Origin of the sequence: Streptomyces sp. NPDC087440, assembly GCF_044744005.1 — a bacterium.
Taxonomy (GTDB): Bacteria; Actinomycetota; Actinomycetes; order Streptomycetales; family Streptomycetaceae; genus Streptomyces.
The window spans coordinates 141,503-158,022 of the sequence record NZ_JBIUXN010000007.1; the positions used below are offsets into that span (position 1 = coordinate 141,503).

At 70.7% G+C, this 16,520-nt stretch carries 12 protein-coding genes; 4 read left to right on the forward strand and 8 right to left on the reverse strand.

The window, feature by feature from the left end; all coding sequences use genetic code 11:
- Positions 1–429: 429 nt before the first annotated feature.
- The 3 genes from ACIO3O_RS16925 to ACIO3O_RS16935 all read right to left on the reverse strand — a co-directional run bounded on the left by ACIO3O_RS16925 (position 430) and on the right by ACIO3O_RS16935 (position 3,895).
- Positions 430–768, reverse strand: a complete 339-nt coding sequence (locus tag ACIO3O_RS16925; RefSeq protein ID WP_069170469.1) for a P-II family nitrogen regulator — start codon at positions 766–768, stop codon at positions 430–432.
- On the reverse strand, positions 765–2,153 hold the full coding sequence (locus ACIO3O_RS16930) for an ammonium transporter (protein WP_401746177.1): 1,389 nt from the start codon (positions 2,151–2,153) through the stop codon (positions 765–767). The genes ACIO3O_RS16925 and ACIO3O_RS16930 overlap by 4 nt, the downstream gene beginning before the upstream one ends.
- Before the next feature lie 266 nt (positions 2,154–2,419).
- Entirely contained in the window at positions 2,420–3,895 is a 1,476-nt protein-coding gene (locus tag ACIO3O_RS16935; RefSeq protein WP_401746180.1) for a hypothetical protein, read from the reverse strand.
- Between the two features lie 520 nt (positions 3,896–4,415).
- Here ACIO3O_RS16935 and ACIO3O_RS16940 point away from each other — a divergent pair.
- A complete protein-coding gene (locus tag ACIO3O_RS16940) occupies positions 4,416–5,069 on the forward strand; it encodes a bifunctional DNA primase/polymerase (RefSeq protein WP_401746182.1) in 654 nt (217 codons plus the stop codon).
- 102 nt (positions 5,070–5,171) lie between these two features.
- On the opposite strand, the gene ftsY is transcribed toward ACIO3O_RS16940, so the two are convergent.
- Positions 5,172–6,389, reverse strand: coding sequence for a signal recognition particle-docking protein FtsY (gene ftsY, locus ACIO3O_RS16945; RefSeq protein ID WP_401746522.1), 1,218 nt, complete (start codon positions 6,387–6,389; stop codon positions 5,172–5,174).
- A gap of 197 nt (positions 6,390–6,586) precedes the next feature.
- Here ftsY and ACIO3O_RS16950 point away from each other — a divergent pair, with 197 nt between their 5' ends.
- Both ACIO3O_RS16950 and ACIO3O_RS16955 read left to right on the forward strand, forming a co-directional pair.
- Positions 6,587–8,071, forward strand: a complete 1,485-nt coding sequence (locus tag ACIO3O_RS16950) for a cytosine permease (protein ID WP_401746185.1) — start codon at positions 6,587–6,589, stop codon at positions 8,069–8,071.
- Positions 8,072–8,121: 50 nt separating this feature from the next.
- Complete coding sequence (locus tag ACIO3O_RS16955) at positions 8,122–9,093, forward strand: LLM class flavin-dependent oxidoreductase (protein ID WP_401746188.1); 972 nt, start codon at positions 8,122–8,124, stop codon at positions 9,091–9,093.
- A gap of 30 nt (positions 9,094–9,123) precedes the next feature.
- Here the strand turns inward: ACIO3O_RS16955 and ACIO3O_RS16960 are convergent, their stop codons facing one another.
- The 4 genes from ACIO3O_RS16960 to ACIO3O_RS16975 form a co-directional block, all read right to left on the reverse strand.
- The gene (locus tag ACIO3O_RS16960) at positions 9,124–10,548 is read right to left on the reverse strand and encodes a sugar porter family MFS transporter (RefSeq protein WP_401746190.1); all 1,425 of its coding nucleotides are present in this window, start codon (positions 10,546–10,548) and stop codon (positions 9,124–9,126) included.
- Between the two features lie 151 nt (positions 10,549–10,699).
- A complete protein-coding gene (gene smc, locus ACIO3O_RS16965; protein WP_401746193.1) occupies positions 10,700–14,248 on the reverse strand; it encodes a chromosome segregation protein SMC in 3,549 nt (1,182 codons plus the stop codon).
- A 263-nt stretch (positions 14,249–14,511) separates the two neighbouring features.
- On the reverse strand, positions 14,512–14,733 hold the full coding sequence (locus ACIO3O_RS16970) for a hypothetical protein (protein WP_266658765.1): 222 nt from the start codon (positions 14,731–14,733) through the stop codon (positions 14,512–14,514).
- A 398-nt stretch (positions 14,734–15,131) separates the two neighbouring features.
- The gene (locus tag ACIO3O_RS16975) at positions 15,132–15,425 is read right to left on the reverse strand and encodes an acylphosphatase (RefSeq protein ID WP_189825827.1); all 294 of its coding nucleotides are present in this window, start codon (positions 15,423–15,425) and stop codon (positions 15,132–15,134) included.
- A gap of 134 nt (positions 15,426–15,559) precedes the next feature.
- Here ACIO3O_RS16975 and ACIO3O_RS16980 point away from each other — a divergent pair, with 134 nt between their 5' ends.
- Positions 15,560–16,489: a CAP domain-containing protein gene (locus ACIO3O_RS16980; RefSeq protein ID WP_401746198.1), complete on the forward strand. Its 930-nt coding sequence runs from the start codon at positions 15,560–15,562 to the stop codon at positions 16,487–16,489.
- The last annotated feature ends 31 nt before the right edge of the window (positions 16,490–16,520 follow it).

Sequence of the window (16,520 nt, forward strand, 5' to 3'; positions counted from 1 at the left end):
CGTACGGCCGCAGGCACCGGGACCGCCTCCGGCTTTCGGCTCTCCGGGGCCCCGGGGATGTCCCGGGGCCCCGGGCGGAGCCGGGGGTCTCCGGAGCCGCCTCGGGTCACCGGCGAAGGGCCGGAACTGCCTCCGGGAACCTTGTCCCCCGCGGACCCGGGAGGCCCCGGCGCGCCCGGCGGAACATCCCTCCCCGGACGCCTGGGCGGCCCTCCCGTACCAGGGGGATGCCGCAGCGCGCCCGGCGGAACGCCGCACCCGGAGCGGCCCGCCCGTACCCGGAGCGAGGCCCCGCCCGGCGGACCCGGGCGGGCCGCCGAAGACCGGCCGCCGCCCCGGCCCGCCGGACACCGGCCGCCCGCGTCCGGCGGAGCACCGGTGCCGGAAGCAGCCCGCCCGCCCGGTGCCGAGCGCCGAGCGCCCCGCGCGCTACAGCGCGTCCGGTCCGCGCTCGCCGGTCCGCACCCGGACCGCCGTCTCGACCGGCACGCTCCAGACCTTGCCGTCGCCGATCTTGCCGGTGCGGGCGGCCTTCACGACCACGTCGATCAGCTGCTCGGCGTCCTCGTCCTCGACCAGCACCTCGATGCGGATCTTGGGGACCAGGTCGACGGTGTACTCGGCACCCCGGTAGACCTCGGTGTGGCCGCGCTGACGGCCGTAGCCGCTGGCCTCTGTGACGGTGAGGCCCTGGACCCCGAAGGCCTGGAGGGCTTCCTTGATCTCGTCCAGCCGGTGCGGCTTGACGACCGCCGTAATCAGCTTCATGCGTCCACCTTCTTGCTCGCTTCTACGGTCGGGCCCGGGACGGGAGTGCGGGGGGCGGTGCCGCCGCCGGCGCCCGTGAAGTCGTACGCCGTCTCCGCGTGTTCGGTCTGGTCGATGCCGGAGACCTCGACGTCCTCCTCGACCCGCATGCCCATCGTCTTGTCGATGACGAAGGCGAGGAGTGCGGAGACGAGCAGAGAGTAGGCGAGGACGGCGAAGACGCCGACGGCCTGCTTGCCGAGCTGTTCGAGGCCGCCGCCGTAGAAGAGGCCCTTGGCGTCGGACTGGACGCCGCCGGTGGCGAAGAGGCCGACCAGCAGGGAGCCGAGCACACCGCCGACCAGGTGGACGCCGACGACGTCGAGGGAGTCGTCGTATCCGAGCTTGTACTTCAGGCCCACGGCCATGGCGCACACGACACCGGCGATGACCCCGACCGCGATCGCGCCGAGCGGGGAGACGGAACCGCCGGACGGAGTGATGGCGACCAGACCGGCGACCGCGCCCGAGGCTGCGCCGAGCGTGGTGAACGCGCCGTGCCGGATCTTCTCGTACGCCAGCCAGGCGAGCATCGCGGCGGCCGTGGCGACCTGGGTGTTGACGAACATCACCGCGCCCACGCCGTCGTCGTTGCCCAGCCACGAACCGGCGTTGAAGCCGAACCAGCCGAACCAGAGCAGGCCCGCGCCGAGCATCACCAGCGGCAGGCTGTGCGGCCGCATCGGGTCCTTCTTGAAGCCGACCCGCTTGCCGATGACGAGGATCACGCCGAGCGCCGCCGCACCCGCGTTGATGTGGACCGCCGTGCCGCCCGCGAAGTCGATGACGCCCAGCTCGAAGAGCCAGCCGCCCGCGCCCCACACCCAGTGGGCGACGGGGAAGTACACGACGACCGCCCACAGGGTGATGAACAGCGCCCAGGCGGTGAACTTCACCCGGTCCGCGAGCGCACCGCTGATCAGGGCGGGCGTGATGATCGCGAACATCAGCTGGAAGACGGCGAAGACGTAGATCGGGACGGTGTAGCCGTCCCAGAGTTCGGTGAGGCCGATGCCGCTGAGGCCGACGAAGTCCGAGCTCCAGCCGATCACGGAGCCGATGTCGTCACCGAAGGCGAGGCTGAAGCCGAAGAGCACCCACAGGATCGTGACGATCCCGAGGCTGATGAAGCTCATCATCAGCATGTTCAGGGTGGACTTGACGCGGACCATGCCTCCGTAGAAGAAGGCCAGTCCCGGTGTCATCAGCATCACCAGGGCGGAACAGATGAGCATGAAGCCGGTGTTGGCGGCAGACAGCGTGGGGGTGTCGGCGGCGAGCGTCACCGCTGACTGGAACCCGGAGATCCCTGAAGTCACAGCGTCTGTCGTGATGCCTGGGGGCATCGGCGTCTCCTCGTCTCGGGGCGGCCAGTGCGGGGTGGCTGGTTATGGACCCTGAGATTGGCGGAGCGCGGTTTCGGCGGATGCCGCTGGGTGTTTCGCCGGGGTGACGATGGCGTCGTACGTGTTACGCGGAAATGAACGGGCCGATCACCGCCGCGGAACAGGGGCCGACCGCGACAGCTACCCGGGTGACCTGGCGTGGGGGAGCCGAGTCGGGCTTCACGGGGTCGCTGTCGCGGCCGGGTTCAGGGAGTCCCGTGAGGGACTTACACCGCCTCGGCGGCTTCGGGGAGCTTCGCCCCCAACTGGTCGGTCAGATCGTGTACTTCGGCGATGTCGCCGAATTCGCGGACCGCGCCCTCGACGGTCTTGCGCAGCCGGTTGTTGACCCGCTCGGAGCGGATCTTCCCGGCGATCTCCAGTGCCCGTTCGGAGTACTCGACGGCCTGCTCGGGCTCGCGCTTGAGGAGGTGCACGGTGGCCATGCCGATGAGGTTGAGTGCGTACGAACGCTGGTGCTCGGTGTCCTTCTCGAAGAGGTGCACGGCCCGCTCCATGACCGGTTCGGCGAGCGAGGCGTAGGTGGGGCTGCGCCCGGCGACATAGGCGAGGTCGCGGTAGGAGTGGGAGTTCTCGCCGTTGAGTTCGGCCTCGGAGAAGAAGGTGATCCAGTCGGGGTCCTGCTCGTCGTCGAGGCCTGCGTCGACGAAGGTGTCCTCGGCCATCCGGACGGCCCTCTTGCACTTGCTGGGCTGGCCCATGTTGGCGTAGGCGCGGGCCTCCATCGCATACAGCATGGCCTGGGTGCGGGCGGTGGCGCACTCGCGGCTGCCGTACTGGGCGAGGTGGATGAGTTCCAGGGCGTCGTCGGGGCGGCCGAGGTGGATCATCTGACGGCTCATGCTGGAGAGCACGTACGAGCCCAGCGGCTTGTCGCCCGCCTCCTTGGCGGCGTGCAGGGCGAGGACGAAGTACTTCTGGGCGGTGGGCTGGAGGCCGATGTCGTAGCTCATCCAGCCCGCCAGCTCGGCGAGTTCGGCGGCGCAGCGGAAGAGGCGCTTGGAGGTGGCGCCGGGCTGCGGTTCCTGGAGCAGGTCGGTGACCTCGTGCAGCTGGCCGACGACGGCCTTGCGGCGCAGTCCGCCGCCGCACTGGGCGTCCCACTGGCGGAACATCTTGGTGGTCTCTTCGAGGAGCCGAAGCTCCGGTTCGGACAGCCGGGACGGCCGCCGGGACGCTCCCGCGGTCTCGGCGGGGCCCGGATCGCCGGCCGGCGAGGGCACCAGCCAGCGCTGCATCGGCTCGATCAGCGCGGGCCCGGCGGACAGGGCGAGCGAGGAGCCGAGGAAGCCGCGCCGGGCGAGCATCAGGTCGCTGCGGGAGAACTCGCTGAGCAGCGACACGGTCTGCGGCCCGGCCCACGGCAGGTCGACACCGGACACGGACGGCGACTGGTGTGCGGCGCGCAGCCCGAGGTCCTCGATGGCGACGACGGCGCCGAAGCGCTCGGAGAACAGCTCGGAGAGGATGCGCGGAATGGGTTCGCGCGGGTTCTCCCCGTCCAGCCAGCGGCGCACCCGGGAGGTGTCGGTGCTGATGTGGTGGGCGCCCATCTGCCGTGCGCGGCGGTTGACTTGGCGCGCCAGCTCGCCCTTGGACCAGCCGCTGCGCGCGAACCACGAACCGAGCTGCTCGTTCGGGCGCTTTCCAGCGTTTCCTGCACCAGCGCTGCTGCCGCCCACGGGAACGCCCCCCATTCGTCGTCCGTCGTCCGAAGCGGGCCGCACACCGCGCTCCGGGTCTCCTGCCGCATCCATGCCCTGCCTCGGGGTCGTATTCACCACGACCGCCGGGACGCAACCCCCTACAGAATGCCGTGAGTTGACGCCCTCTGTACCCACGATGCGCCCCCTCGAACGGGAAACCGGCTTGCCCCCGGCATACCCACGAGCGTGCACACCTCCGGGGTCCATGCACTGAAAGTAATCCTACGATCACCCCCGTAGCGAGGGCACTTACAGAAACGCCACCATTCGCCACCCCTCCGAGTGAACTCCCTTCGCGCGAGGCGCGATTCACTTGACAGCGGGACGATCAGGAAATGGCGGAGCGTCGCACACCCCAGCGCGCGCACCGCCGCGCACCACCCCGGCCGCCCCGGAGCGCCGCCGAAGCCGGATCGACGGCACCATCGTGATGACGGAGCGTCACCGCTCCACTCCATCTCGTAACCACCGGCGCGTTCGACCCGTTGGAGGGGGCATGGGCTTCACGATCGGCGGCATCCGGGACATGCGCTCCGGCACACGGCGCCGCAGCCGTACGTCAGAGGGCACAGCGGTGGCGGAGTACACCGGGCTGTGGGGCTGGGACGTGGTCCCGGGAGCGAGGGCCGTCGCGGGAGTCTGCTCCTGCGGCGATGCGGTGTGCGCGGCGCCCGGCGCCCATCCCTTCGACTTCGCGCAGGTCGTCCCGGCCGGGGCGACGCTGGACGAGGTCACGGCGGCCTGGGCGCAGTTCCCCGGGGCGGCGGTGCTGCTGGTGGTCGGGCGCACCTTCGACGTGCTGGAGGTGGCGGAGGCGGCGGGCCGCCGGGCGCTGATCCGGCTGGAGCGGATGGGCGTGCCGCTGGGCCCGGTGAGCGTGACGCCGGACGGGCGGGCGCACTTCTTCGTGGCGCCGGGCGCGGCGGCGGCGCTGCCGGAGCTGCTGTACCGGATGGGCTGGGACGACGCGGACCTGGATCTGCGCTGTCTGGGCCCGGGTTCGTACCTGACCGCTCCCCCCTCGGACCACGCGGGCCTGGGCCATGTCCAGTGGCTGCGCCCGCCGTCGCTGGACACCGCGACGAAGCCCCCGCAGGCCCGGCTGCTACTGGGCACGCTGGCGTACATCTGTCACCGGCATCTGGCCTGAGCGGCGTACCCCGGACGGCCCCGGGCCCGTACGCACACAAGCCGAAGGGCCCCACCACATCTGCACCATGTGGTGGGGCCCTTCTTCGTGAGGATGCGGCGGTCAGTCCCCGATGAGCGCGTCCACGAACGCCTCCGGCTCGAACGGAGCCAGATCGTCCGCGCCCTCGCCGAGGCCGACGAGCTTCACGGGCACGCCCAGCTCGCGCTGGACGGCGATGACGATGCCGCCCTTGGCGGTGCCGTCGAGCTTGGTGAGGACGATGCCGGTGATGTCCACGACCTCGGCGAACACCCGTGCCTGCACCAGGCCGTTCTGTCCGGTGGTGGCGTCGAGGACCAGCAGCACCTCGTCCAGCGGGCCGTGCTTCTCCACGACGCGCTTGACCTTGCCGAGCTCGTCCATGAGGCCGGTCTTGGTGTGCAGGCGGCCCGCGGTGTCGATGAGCACGACGTCCGCGCCCTCCGCGATGCCTTCCTTGACCGCGTCGAAGGCGATCGACGCCGGGTCGCCGCCCTCGGGGCCGCGCACGGTGCGCGCGCCGACCCGGTCGCCCCAGGTCTGGAGCTGGTCGGCAGCGGCGGCGCGGAAGGTGTCGGCGGCGCCGAGCACGACCGAGCGGCCGTCGGCCACCAGGACGCGGGCCAGCTTGCCGGTGGTGGTGGTCTTTCCGGTGCCGTTGACGCCGACGACCATGACGACGCCGGGGGTGTCGACGCCGCTCTCCGTCTTCACGGCGCGGTCGAAGTCGGTGCCGATGAGGTGGAGCAGCTCCTCGCGGAGCAGGGTGCGCAGTTCGTCGGGGGTGCGGGTGCCGAGCACGCGGACGCGCTCGCGCAGGCGCTCGACGAGTTCCTGGGTGGGGGCGACGCCGACGTCGGCGGTGAGGAGGGTGTCCTCGATCTCCTCCCAGGTGTCCTCGTCGAGGTTGTCCCGGGAGAGCAGGGTGAGCAGGCCCTTGCCCAGGGAGTTCTGGGAGCGGGCGAGCCGGGCGCGCAGGCGGACCAGGCGGCCGGCGGTGGGCTCGGGGACGTCGAGCGCGGGAGCCTCCGGCTCCGGCTCGACGACCGGCTCCTCGACGACGACGGGCGCGTCGGGGAGCTCGACCTCCTCGATGGTGCGGCGCGCTTCGTCCTTCGGCGGAGCGGCGTCCTCACCGACCTGAGGTTCGGCGGGCGGGGCAGTGATGGTCGGCGTGCTCGGCGGTGCCGAGGGCGGCAGCTGCTTCTTCTTGCGGCTGCTGACCACGAGCCCGCTGATCGCGCCGACCGCGACCAGGGCGATGACTCCGATGAGTACAACGAGAGTGAGGATGTCCATAACCTCACCAGTATCGGCCACGAGTTCGCCCGGCGGCCTGGTGGTGGCTTCCTCCAAGCGACATACCCCTTTTCAGGGACGCAGTCGGGTCAAAGTACGATGGCCGAGCCTGTATCAACGCGCGTAGAGTCCTCACGATCACTCCCCCACCGGCCCGCAACGTGGCGTGCCGAGCGAGAGGCATGGAACCCCCCACCATGAGCACCACCGCAGAAACCCCTCCTGCCGAGGCCAACGAGGGCACGGTCGAGACCCGCGGCCTGGAACCCGTCCCCGACGACGAGCGCACCGGCCGGGTCGGCGAGCTCTTCCCGACCTGGGTCGCCGCCAACATCAGTGTGCTGCTGCTCACCATGGGCGCGGGCCTGATCGTCTTCAACGGTCTGAACTTCTGGCAGGTGCTGGTCGTCGCGATCACCGCGCCGATCGTCTCGTACGGTCTGGTCGGCCTGATCTCCATCGCCGGAAAGCGCGGCGGCTCCCCCGGCATGGCGCTCTCCCGCGCGGTCTTCGGCCAGCGCGGCAACCTCTTCCCGGGCTCGCTGATCTGGGTGGCCCGCTGGGGCTGGGAGACCATCAACGCGGTGACCGGCGCGTACGCGGTACTTACTGTGCTCGATCTGCTCTTCGGCGTGAAGAGCAACACCACGCTGGTGGTCATCACCCTGCTGCTCTTCGTGGCGTGCACCTTCGTCGTGTCGGGCCTGGGCATCAACGCCCTGCGCGTGTGCCAGAAGTGGTCGACGTACCTCTTCGGCGTCTTCAGCGTCCTGGTGCTGATCTACCTGATCGCCAACACCGACTGGTCGTCCGTCTTCGCCAAGCCCGCGGGCTCCACCGCGATGCTGATCGCCGGTATCGGCACGATCGCCGCGGGCGGCATCAGCTGGGTCCCCTCCGGCCCGGACTTCACCCGCTACCTGCCGCGCACCGCCTCCCCCAGGGGCATGGTCGGCGCGTCGATCGGCGGCGCGGGCATCGTGGTGCTGCCGATGGTCCTGATGGGCGCGGTGATGGCCGTCTCCACCCCGGACCTGGCGAAGGCGCAGGACCCGGTGTCCTTCATCGGTGAGCTGCTGCCGATGTGGATCTCGGTTCCGTACCTGGTCATCGCCCTGATCGGGATGCTCCTCATCAACTCCATGTCGATGTACTCGGCCGGTTTCACCGCGCAGACCCTCGGCATCAAGGTGCCGCGCGCCTGGGCGGTCAGCGTCAACGCGATCATCAGCCTGATCTTCGGCTTCCTGCTGATGGTGGTGGCGACCAGCTTCATCGGCTCGTTCATCTCCTTCCTGACGCTGCTCGCGGTGGCGTTCTCGGCGTGGATCGGCGTCTTCGGCGTCGACATGTTCACCCGCACCTCGTACGACGGGGAGGCTCTCATGGACACCACGCGCACCAGCGCCTACTGGTACAAGGGCGGCTTCGCCTGGACCGCGATGGTCGCCTGGGGCGTCGCCCTGGTGGTGGGCCTGCTCTTCACCAAGGTCGACTGGTTCACCGGCCCGCTGGCCACCACCTGGCTGGGCGCGAACGGCCTCGGCTGGGTCGTGACGATCCTGGTCGCCGCCGCGCTGTACGCGGTGCTGCCGCGCCAGAAGCCCGCACCCGTGACCTCGGCCTCGGCGTCGGCCTCGACCCCGACCTCGACGGAATCGCGCGAGAACCTGTCTATCTGACACTGCGTCAGCTAAGGTCCCCCTCCACCTGTGGAGGGGGATTTCGCGTCATGGCGTTCTCAGTGGTCCGGTTCAACCTGGTCGATCCCGACGCGACCCCGGCGTCGCTGTCCGCGCGCTACCGCGCCGCACTGGAGATGGCCGCGTACGCCGACGAGCACGGCGTCGACACCGTGCAGACCGAGGAGCACCACGGCGCCGCGAACGGCTGGCTGCCCTCCCCCTTCGCCTTCGCGGGCGCGGTCTTCGGCGCCACGGAGCGCATCGCCGTCACCGTCTCCGCGATCATCGGTCCGCTGTACGATCCGCTGCGCCTGGCCGAGGACATCGCCGTCCTGGACCTGCTGAGCGGCGGCCGTCTGGTCACCGTCGCGGGGATCGGCTACCGCCCCGAGGAGTACGAGCAGTTGGGCGCCGAGTGGGGCAGGCGCGGCAAACTCCAGGACGAGCTCCTGGAGACCCTGCTGAAGGCCTGGTCGGGCGAGCCCTTCACCTTCCGCGGCCGGACCGTGCGGGTCACTCCGCGCCCGTACACCCAGCCCCATCCGATGCTCCTGGTCGGCGGCAGCTCCCAGGCGGCGGCCCGGCGGGCGGCGCGGCTGGGGCTGCCGTTCTTCCCGAGCGCGCACCTGCCGGAACTTCAGGCGTACTACCAGGAGCAGTGCACCGAGCACGGGACGCAGGGCTTCTGCATGATGCCGGGGGCCGAGACGCCGCTGCTGCACGTCAGCGAGGACCCGGAGCGCGCGTGGGCGACGTACGGCAAGCACTTCCTGCACGAGGCCCGTACGTACGCCTCCTGGCAGTCCAAGGACATCCGCTCGGCGGTACGTTCCGGGGCGCGCACCGTCGAGGAGCTGCGCGCCGAAGGGGTGTACCGGATCGTCACGCCGGAGCAGTGCGCGGCGCTGGACGCGCAGAGCCTCGTCCTGCATCCGCTGTGCGGCGGGATGCCGGTGGAGGAGGGGCGGCGCAGCCTGTCCCTGTTCGCGGAAAAGGTGCTGCCCCGGCTCAAGGGATGAGCCGGGGCAGCACCTGCACGGAGCCGGGTGTCAGCCCATGTCCTCCAGCCTCTTGCCCTTGGTCTCCTTCACGAACTTGAGCACGAAGGGGATCGAGAGGGCCGCGAAGACCGTGTAGATGACGTACGTCCCGGAGAGGTTCCACTCCGACAGGCTCGGGAAGCTCGCGGTGATCGCCCAGTTGGCGATCCACTGGGCGGCCGCGGCGACACCGAGGGCGGCGGCGCGCAGCCGGTTCGGGAACATCTCGCCGAGGAAGACCCAGACCACGACGCCCCACGACAGGGCGAAGAAGAGCACAAAGACGTGGGCGGCGATCAGGGCCACCATGCCCTGGGTGTCGGGGAGCTTGCCGTTCACCATGTCGGCGGAGAAGGCCCAGGCCTCGAAGGCGAGGGCGATCGTCATGCCGATGGAGCCGATGAGGGCGAGCGGCTTGCGGCCGATCCGGTCGACGAAGATCATCGCGATCACGGTGCCGATGATGTTGATGATCGACGTGGTGAACGAGTAGAAGAACGAGTCGCTCGGGTCGATGCCGACGGACTGCCACAGCGTCGCCGAGTAGTAGAAGGCAACGTTGATGCCGACCAGTTGCTGGAAGACCGAGAGGCCGATGCCGATCCAGACGATCGGCAGGAAGCCGAACCTGCTGCCCAGCAGGTCCTTGAAGGTCGACTTGTGCTCGCTGCGCATACCCTGCTCGATCTCGGCGACGCGGGCGTCCAGGTCGATGTGCTCGCCCTCGACCTCGGCCAGGATCTTCTTGGCCTTGGCGGTCTTGCCGACGGAGATCAGGAAGCGGGGGGACTCCGGGATGGCGAAGGAGAGCAGGCCGTAGATCACGGCGGGGATGACCATCACGCCGAGCATGACCTGCCAGGCCTCCAGGCCGGCGAAGACCTTGTGGCGGTCGTCGCCGTCGGCCCAGTTGAGGATGCCCCAGTTGACGAGCTGGGAGATCGCGATGCCCAGCACGATCGCGCCCTGCTGGAAGGAACCGAGACGGCCGCGGTAGGCCGGAGGGGCGACCTCCGCGATGTACGCCGGACCGATCACCGAGGCCATGCCGATCGCGATGCCGCCGAGGAAGCGCCACATGGTGAGGTCCCACAGCGCGAAGGGCAGTGCGGAACCCACCGCGCTGACGGTGAAGAGCGCGGCGGCGATCTGCATGACGCGGATACGGCCGATCCGGTCGGCGATGCGGCCCGCGATCGCGGCGCCGATCGCACAGCCGATCAGGGCGACGGCGATGACCTGCCCGAGGGCGCCCGCCCCGATGTCGTACTTGTCGCCGATGGCCTTGGTGGCCCCGTTGATCACCGAGCTGTCGTAGCCGAAGAGGAAACCACCCATCGCGGCGGCGGCGGTGATGAAGATGACGTGCCCGAGATGGTCCGGAGCCGGTTGGCCTCCGGCGGACGCCGACGGTGTCTTCGCTGTGCTGGTCACGTGAACTCCTGGACCCGGTCGCGTCGCCGGGCATGTCCGTGGGGGGGGCAGGCTCGTCAAGTGGACTTCCAGTGGCGCACACCTCTGCGGTGTTCACCACTCGAACACTCGAAGCCTCGTGTGCCCCCGACGGCCCGGCGCAGTCGCCTGCTCAGCGCAGCCGCTGGCTGATCACCTTCGAGACGCCGTCCCCCTGCATCGAGACGCCGTAGAGGGCGTCCGCCACCTCCATCGTGCGCTTCTGGTGGGTGATGACGATCAGCTGGGAGCTCTCCTGGAGCTCCTTCATGATCCGAATCAGTCGCTGGAGGTTCGTGTCGTCGAGCGCCGCCTCCACCTCGTCCATCACATAGAAGGGACTGGGCCGCGCCTTGAAGATCGACACCAGCAGCGCCACCGCCGTCAGCGAGCGCTCCCCGCCCGACAGCAGCGACAGCCGCTTCACCTTCTTCCCCGGAGGCCGCGCCTCCACATCGACACCCGTGGTCAGCATGTTGTCGGGGTCGGTCAGGATCAGTCGCCCCTCGCCGCCGGGGAACAGCCGGGAGAAGACGCCCTCGAACTCGCGCGCCGTGTCCCGGTACGCCTCGGTGAACACCTGCTCCACCCGCTCGTCGACCTCCTTGATCACCTGGAGGAGGTCGGCCCGGGTCCGCTTGAGGTCCTCCAGCTGCTCGGAGAGGAACTGGTGCCGCTCCTCCAGCGCCGCGAACTCCTCCAGCGCGAGCGGGTTCACCTTTCCGAGCTGCTGATACGCCCGTTCGGCGGCCTTGAGCCGCTTCTCCTGCTCCGTACGGTCGAAGGGCCGGGGCAGGTTGCGCGGGTGCTCCGGATCCTCGGGCAGCTCCTCGCCCTCGGCCGCGAGCGACGGCGGCACGGGCTGCTCGGGCCCGTACTCGCTCACCAGCGACGCCGGTTCCACGCCCAGCTCCTCCAGGGCCTTCGTCTCCAGCTGCTCGATCCGCAGCCGCTTCTCCGCTCCGAGCACCTCGCCCCGGTGCACCGAATCGGTGAGCTTGTCGAGTTCCTGCTTCAGCTCCCGCCCGCGCACCCGCTCGGCGGCCAGCTCCCTCTCCCACTCCGCCTTCGCCGCCTCCGCGACGGCCCGCTCCTCGTCCGCCCGTACGAGAGAGACCTCGGCGTGCGCGAGAAGCTGCCGGGCGCCGGCCGCGACCGCCGCCGCCACCTGCGCCTCGTACCGCATCCGGGCCCGGCGCTGCTCCGCCCGCGCCCTGGCCTCACGCTCGGCGCGGGCCCCCCGGTCCAGCGAGTCGGCCCGCCCGGCGAGCCCCTTCACCCGCTCCTCGTGCGTACGGACCTGAAGGCGCGCCTCCATCTCGGTCTGCCGGGCGTTCGCCCCGTCCGCCGCGAGCCGGTCCCGCATCGAGGTGTCCGGCTCCTCCTCGACGGGCGCCTCCTCGGCCACCGCGAGCCGCTCCGCCAGCTCCTCGGCCTCCTCGACGGACCGCTCCAGCGCGTCCTGCGCCTTCGCCGCAGCGGCCGCCGACCGCTCGGCCTCGCCGGACGCGCCGCGCGCCTGCCCGGCGAGCCGTCCGAGCTGCTGCGCCACCGCCGACCGCTCCCGGTCCCCGGCGCGCCTGACCTCCCCCAACTCCCCGACCAGGGCGGCACATTGGGCCTTGCGCTCCTTGGCCGCCGTCTGCTTCCCGGCCAGCTCCTCGCACCGTACGGCCAGTTCGGCCAGCTCCGTGTCCGCCTCGTCCACGGACGCCTGCACCTCCAGCAGGCTCGGCGCGCCCGCCGAACCGCCGTGCGCGAAGTGCGCCCCGAGCACGTCGCCCTCGGCGGTGACGGCGGTCAGCTCCGGGTGCGCGTAGACCAGGTCCTCGGCGTCCTCCAGGGTGCTCACGACGACCGTCCGGCGCAGCAGCCGCCGCACGGCCCCCATCAGCTCCTCGGGTCCCCGGACGAATTCCACGGCGTACGGAGCGGGAGCCTCGGCCGCATCGCTCTCGGCCCCCTCCCCCGCCAGCAGCAGCGCCGCCCGCCCCGCGTCCTGCTTGCGCAGCAGCCGGATCGCGTCGGCGGCGGCCCCGGGACCCTGCACCGCGACCGCGTCGGCCGCCGCCCCGAGCGCGGCCGCGACCTGGACCTCGTACCCGGGGGTGACCGTCAGCAGCTCCGCCGCCGGACCGAGCAGCCCGGCCAGGGACTCCCCCGCCCCGAGCAGCGCGCCCGTGCCGTCCTTGCGGCGCAGCCCGAGCGCCAGGGCCTCGCGGCGGGCGGAGGTGGCGGCGCGCTTGCGCTCGACCGCCGTCAGTTCTTCCCGTACGTCACTCCATGCGGCGTCCGCCTCGGCCAGTTCGCGCTGGGCGGCGTCATGCCGTACGGCCAATTCCTCGTCGCCCGCGTCGAGCCCGTCGACCTCGGCCTTGAGCTGCTCGTACTCCTCCTGGGCGGCGACGGCACGTTCCTGCGCCGCGTCGCGGGCCTCGGCGAGCCGGTCGATCTCGGCCTGCGCGGAACCGGCCCTGCCGCGGGCCGCGTTGACCTGCCCGTGCAGCCGGGCCAGCCCCTCGCGGCGGTCGGCGATGGCCCGGGCCAGGTCCTTGAGCCTGCGCTCCTCCGCCGCGAGGTCGCGCTCCAGCTCGGCGCGGTGCTCGACGGTGTTGTCCAGGGCGTGCTGCGCCGCCTCCAGGGCGGCCTCCAGCTCGGCCTCCTGCTCGCGGATGCGGGCGGCCTCGCGCTCCATGTCCTCGGGGTCGCGACCCCGGCGTTCCTCGGCGGGGGCTGCGTTCGCGCTGGTCACGCGGGCGTCGGCGAGCGAGATCGTGCCGCGCACCCGCTCGGCGAACTGGGAGAGCTCGTACCAGGTCTGCTGCGCCCGCTGGAGCCGGGGCGCGAGCCTGCGCACCTCCTCCTCCAGCTCGGCCTCCCGCGTCAGGGCGGCCTTGAGCTGCGTCTCGGCGGCCTCCTTGCGGGACTTGAGCGCGGCCTCGTCGGCGATCTCGGCGCCGAGCGCCTCCTGCATCCGTACCAGGTCGTCGGCAAGGAGTCGCAGGCGTACGTCCCGCAGGTCGGCCTGGATGACGGCGGCCCGCCGCGCCACGGCGGCCTGGCGGCCCAACGGCTTGAGCTGGCGGCGGAGTTCACCGGTGAGGTCCTCGACGCGGGCCAGGTTGGCCTTCATCGCCTCCAGCTTCCGCAGCGCCTTCTCCTTGCGCTTGCGGTGCTTGAGGACGCCCGCCGCCTCCTCGATGAAGGCGCGGCGGCCCATCGGATCGGCGTGCAGGACGGAGTCGAGCTGCCCCTGCCCGACGATGACGTGCATCTCGCGGCCGATGCCGGAGTCGGACAGCAGGTCCTGGATGTCGAGCAGACGGCAGGTGTCGCCGTTGATCTGGTACTCGCTGCCACCGTTGCGGAACATGATCCGCGTGATGGTGACCTCGGCGTACTCGATGGGCAGCGCCCCGTCGGAGTTGTCGATGGTGAGCGACACCTCGGCCCGGCCGAGCGGGGGCCGCCCGGTCGTGCCGGCGAAGATGACGTCCTCCATCTTGCCGCCGCGCAGCGACTTGGCGCCCTGCTCGCCCATGACCCAGGAGAGCGCGTCCACCACGTTGGACTTGCCCGAGCCGTTCGGGCCCACGACGCACGTGATGCCCGGCTCGAAACGGAGCGTCGTGGCCGACGCGAACGACTTGAAACCTCGGAGGGTCATGGCCTTGAGATGCACGCAGCCGGACTTTACCGGGATGTCGCGATCTCACACCGGACTCGCCGGGGCCTCCCGGTTTCACCGATGAACGTGCAGGGCACATCAGACGTTAAGAAAACGTGGTGTGACCGGGGGGTCGACCGGAGACGACGAGGGGTCGGCGGAAGTCGACGAAAGAGAGAAGGGACGCCGAAACGTCCCTTGCAGGATTCACGCGGTTTCCCCGGGATTCCCGGCCGCGCAGGTGACGACCTGGAGCGGCGGGAGCGGAAACAACTGAATCAGGTGAGTGCGGGCTCCGCACGCGGGACGTCGATGTCGAAGTCCTCGTCGAGCAGAGAAGAGTCTCCGCGGTGCTGAGCGGCGGCGGTGAGCGTGTCGTTCTCGTTCTGAATCCGGTTGAGCTCGGACTCGAGATCCTGGACACGCTGCTGAAGCCGTCGCATCTCGGCGAGGAGTCGCGGGTCGGAGCCGCCGACGTAACCGAGAAGCGCCTTTGCCATGATGAGTGGTCCTCCACACTGAGTGACCGACCGAGAGCGGTGTGGGTCGTGAGGGAATCGCACCCGCGGTGCTTGGCAGTGCTGTTGTTTCACTGCGGTTCTCGCTGCCAAACAGCTAAGGTGCGCGGGGATTCCAGAGTCTCACCAAAAAGTTTGACGGTCAACACGATCACAGCCCGTATCGACGGGCAACCCGGGGGCGTTCGGCCGTCTGCGGCACGGTGTGCCGGCGGCGACGCTCTCTCTGCGGGGCCCTGGGGGCGTGGAGATCATCCTCGTACGGGCAGCCTTCCACGGCAACCCCGTTTCTGGCAACCACCAGGGCATTTCTGCCGTACGCACGTGCCTGCGGCACCCCTTCGTCCGGGGCCCGCGGCCGACTCGGCACAGCCGACGGGTCACCGGATGGCGAAGCCGGTGTACCCCCCACGAGGTGTGCCCCATATCTCAGTGACGCCGTCGACCCGGCCGGGAGTGTCGTCGGAGCGCAGCCACTCCAGCAGACGGTGGCAATTCTCACGCGGGCCCTCGGCGACCACCTGCACCCGGCCGTCGTCGAGGTTGAGCGCAAAGCCTTCGAGGTCACCGATCTGCAAAGCGTTTGCCCTGGTGAACCAGCGAAAGCCCACTCCCTGTACCCGACCGCGCACCCATGCGGTGAGCCGTGCGTCGGGCCGTGCATCTTCGTTCATGACTGCACGCTAACCGGCCAAATGCTCAAGCGGCACTTCGCCCCCACCCGTCATGCCGTACAGTCCCGACCCAATGAGCCTCATCCTTATGGGTGAACACATTGACCGTCGAGTTTTTGAGGAAGGCACAGCAGATGGGACGCCATCGACGCACTGCCGCCGGGCCCGCCGCAGACCAGTTCGCGGACGGAACGGCAGGCGGCAATCACGGCGGCGGCCGCCGGAAGAAGCGCCCCGCCCCCGTGCGCACCGGCCTTCTCGGTGTCTCCGCGGCCGTGGCCTTCGGCGCCGTGGCGGTGGCCTCCGGCATCCTCCCCGGCGGTGACAACTACACCCTCGGCGGTGCCGGAAACGGCTCCGGCGACCGGGTGACCGCGGGCGGCGCGGTGGACCTCAAGGCCCAGGGCGGCGCCGACGTGTCCCCGACCGAGCGGGCGTCGTCCGCCCCGGCCTCGGCGCGGGGCCAGGAGCGGCCGCAGGGTCCCTCGAAGACCCCTTCCCCGCAGCAGTCGGCCCCGGCCGACGCGGCGAAGAAGCCGAACACCGATTCGCAGAAGCAGACGAAGCCGGACACCGCGAAGAAGGACACCGCGAAGGCCCCGGAGACGGCGACCCCGCAGCGTACGGAGAGCACTCCCGCCGCCGAGGCCCCTGCCACCCCCCAACTGCGCAAGGCGCCCTCCTCCGCGAACGACGCGGCGGCAGCGGTCCTCTCCCTGGTCAACCAGGAGCGCGCGAAGGTCGGGTGCAGCCCGGTCCGCCCGGACACGGGTCTGGCCACGCTCGCCGCCAACTTCAGCCGCGACATGGCGGCCCGCGGCTTCTTCGACCACACCGACCCGGACGGCGCGACCCCGTGGGACCGCGCCGCGAAGGCGGGCATCAAGAACCTCGGCGGCGAGAACATCGCCCGCGGCCAGGCCGACGCCCAGGCCGTGATGGACGCCTGGATGAAGAGCGAAGGCCACCGCAAGAACATCCTGAACTGCGAATACACCACTCTGGGCGTCGGCGTGCACATGGCCGAGGGCGGCCCGTGGTGGACACAGGACTTCGGCTTCTGACCCGGCTTCCGACCCGCTCCGCCGTCGGTCG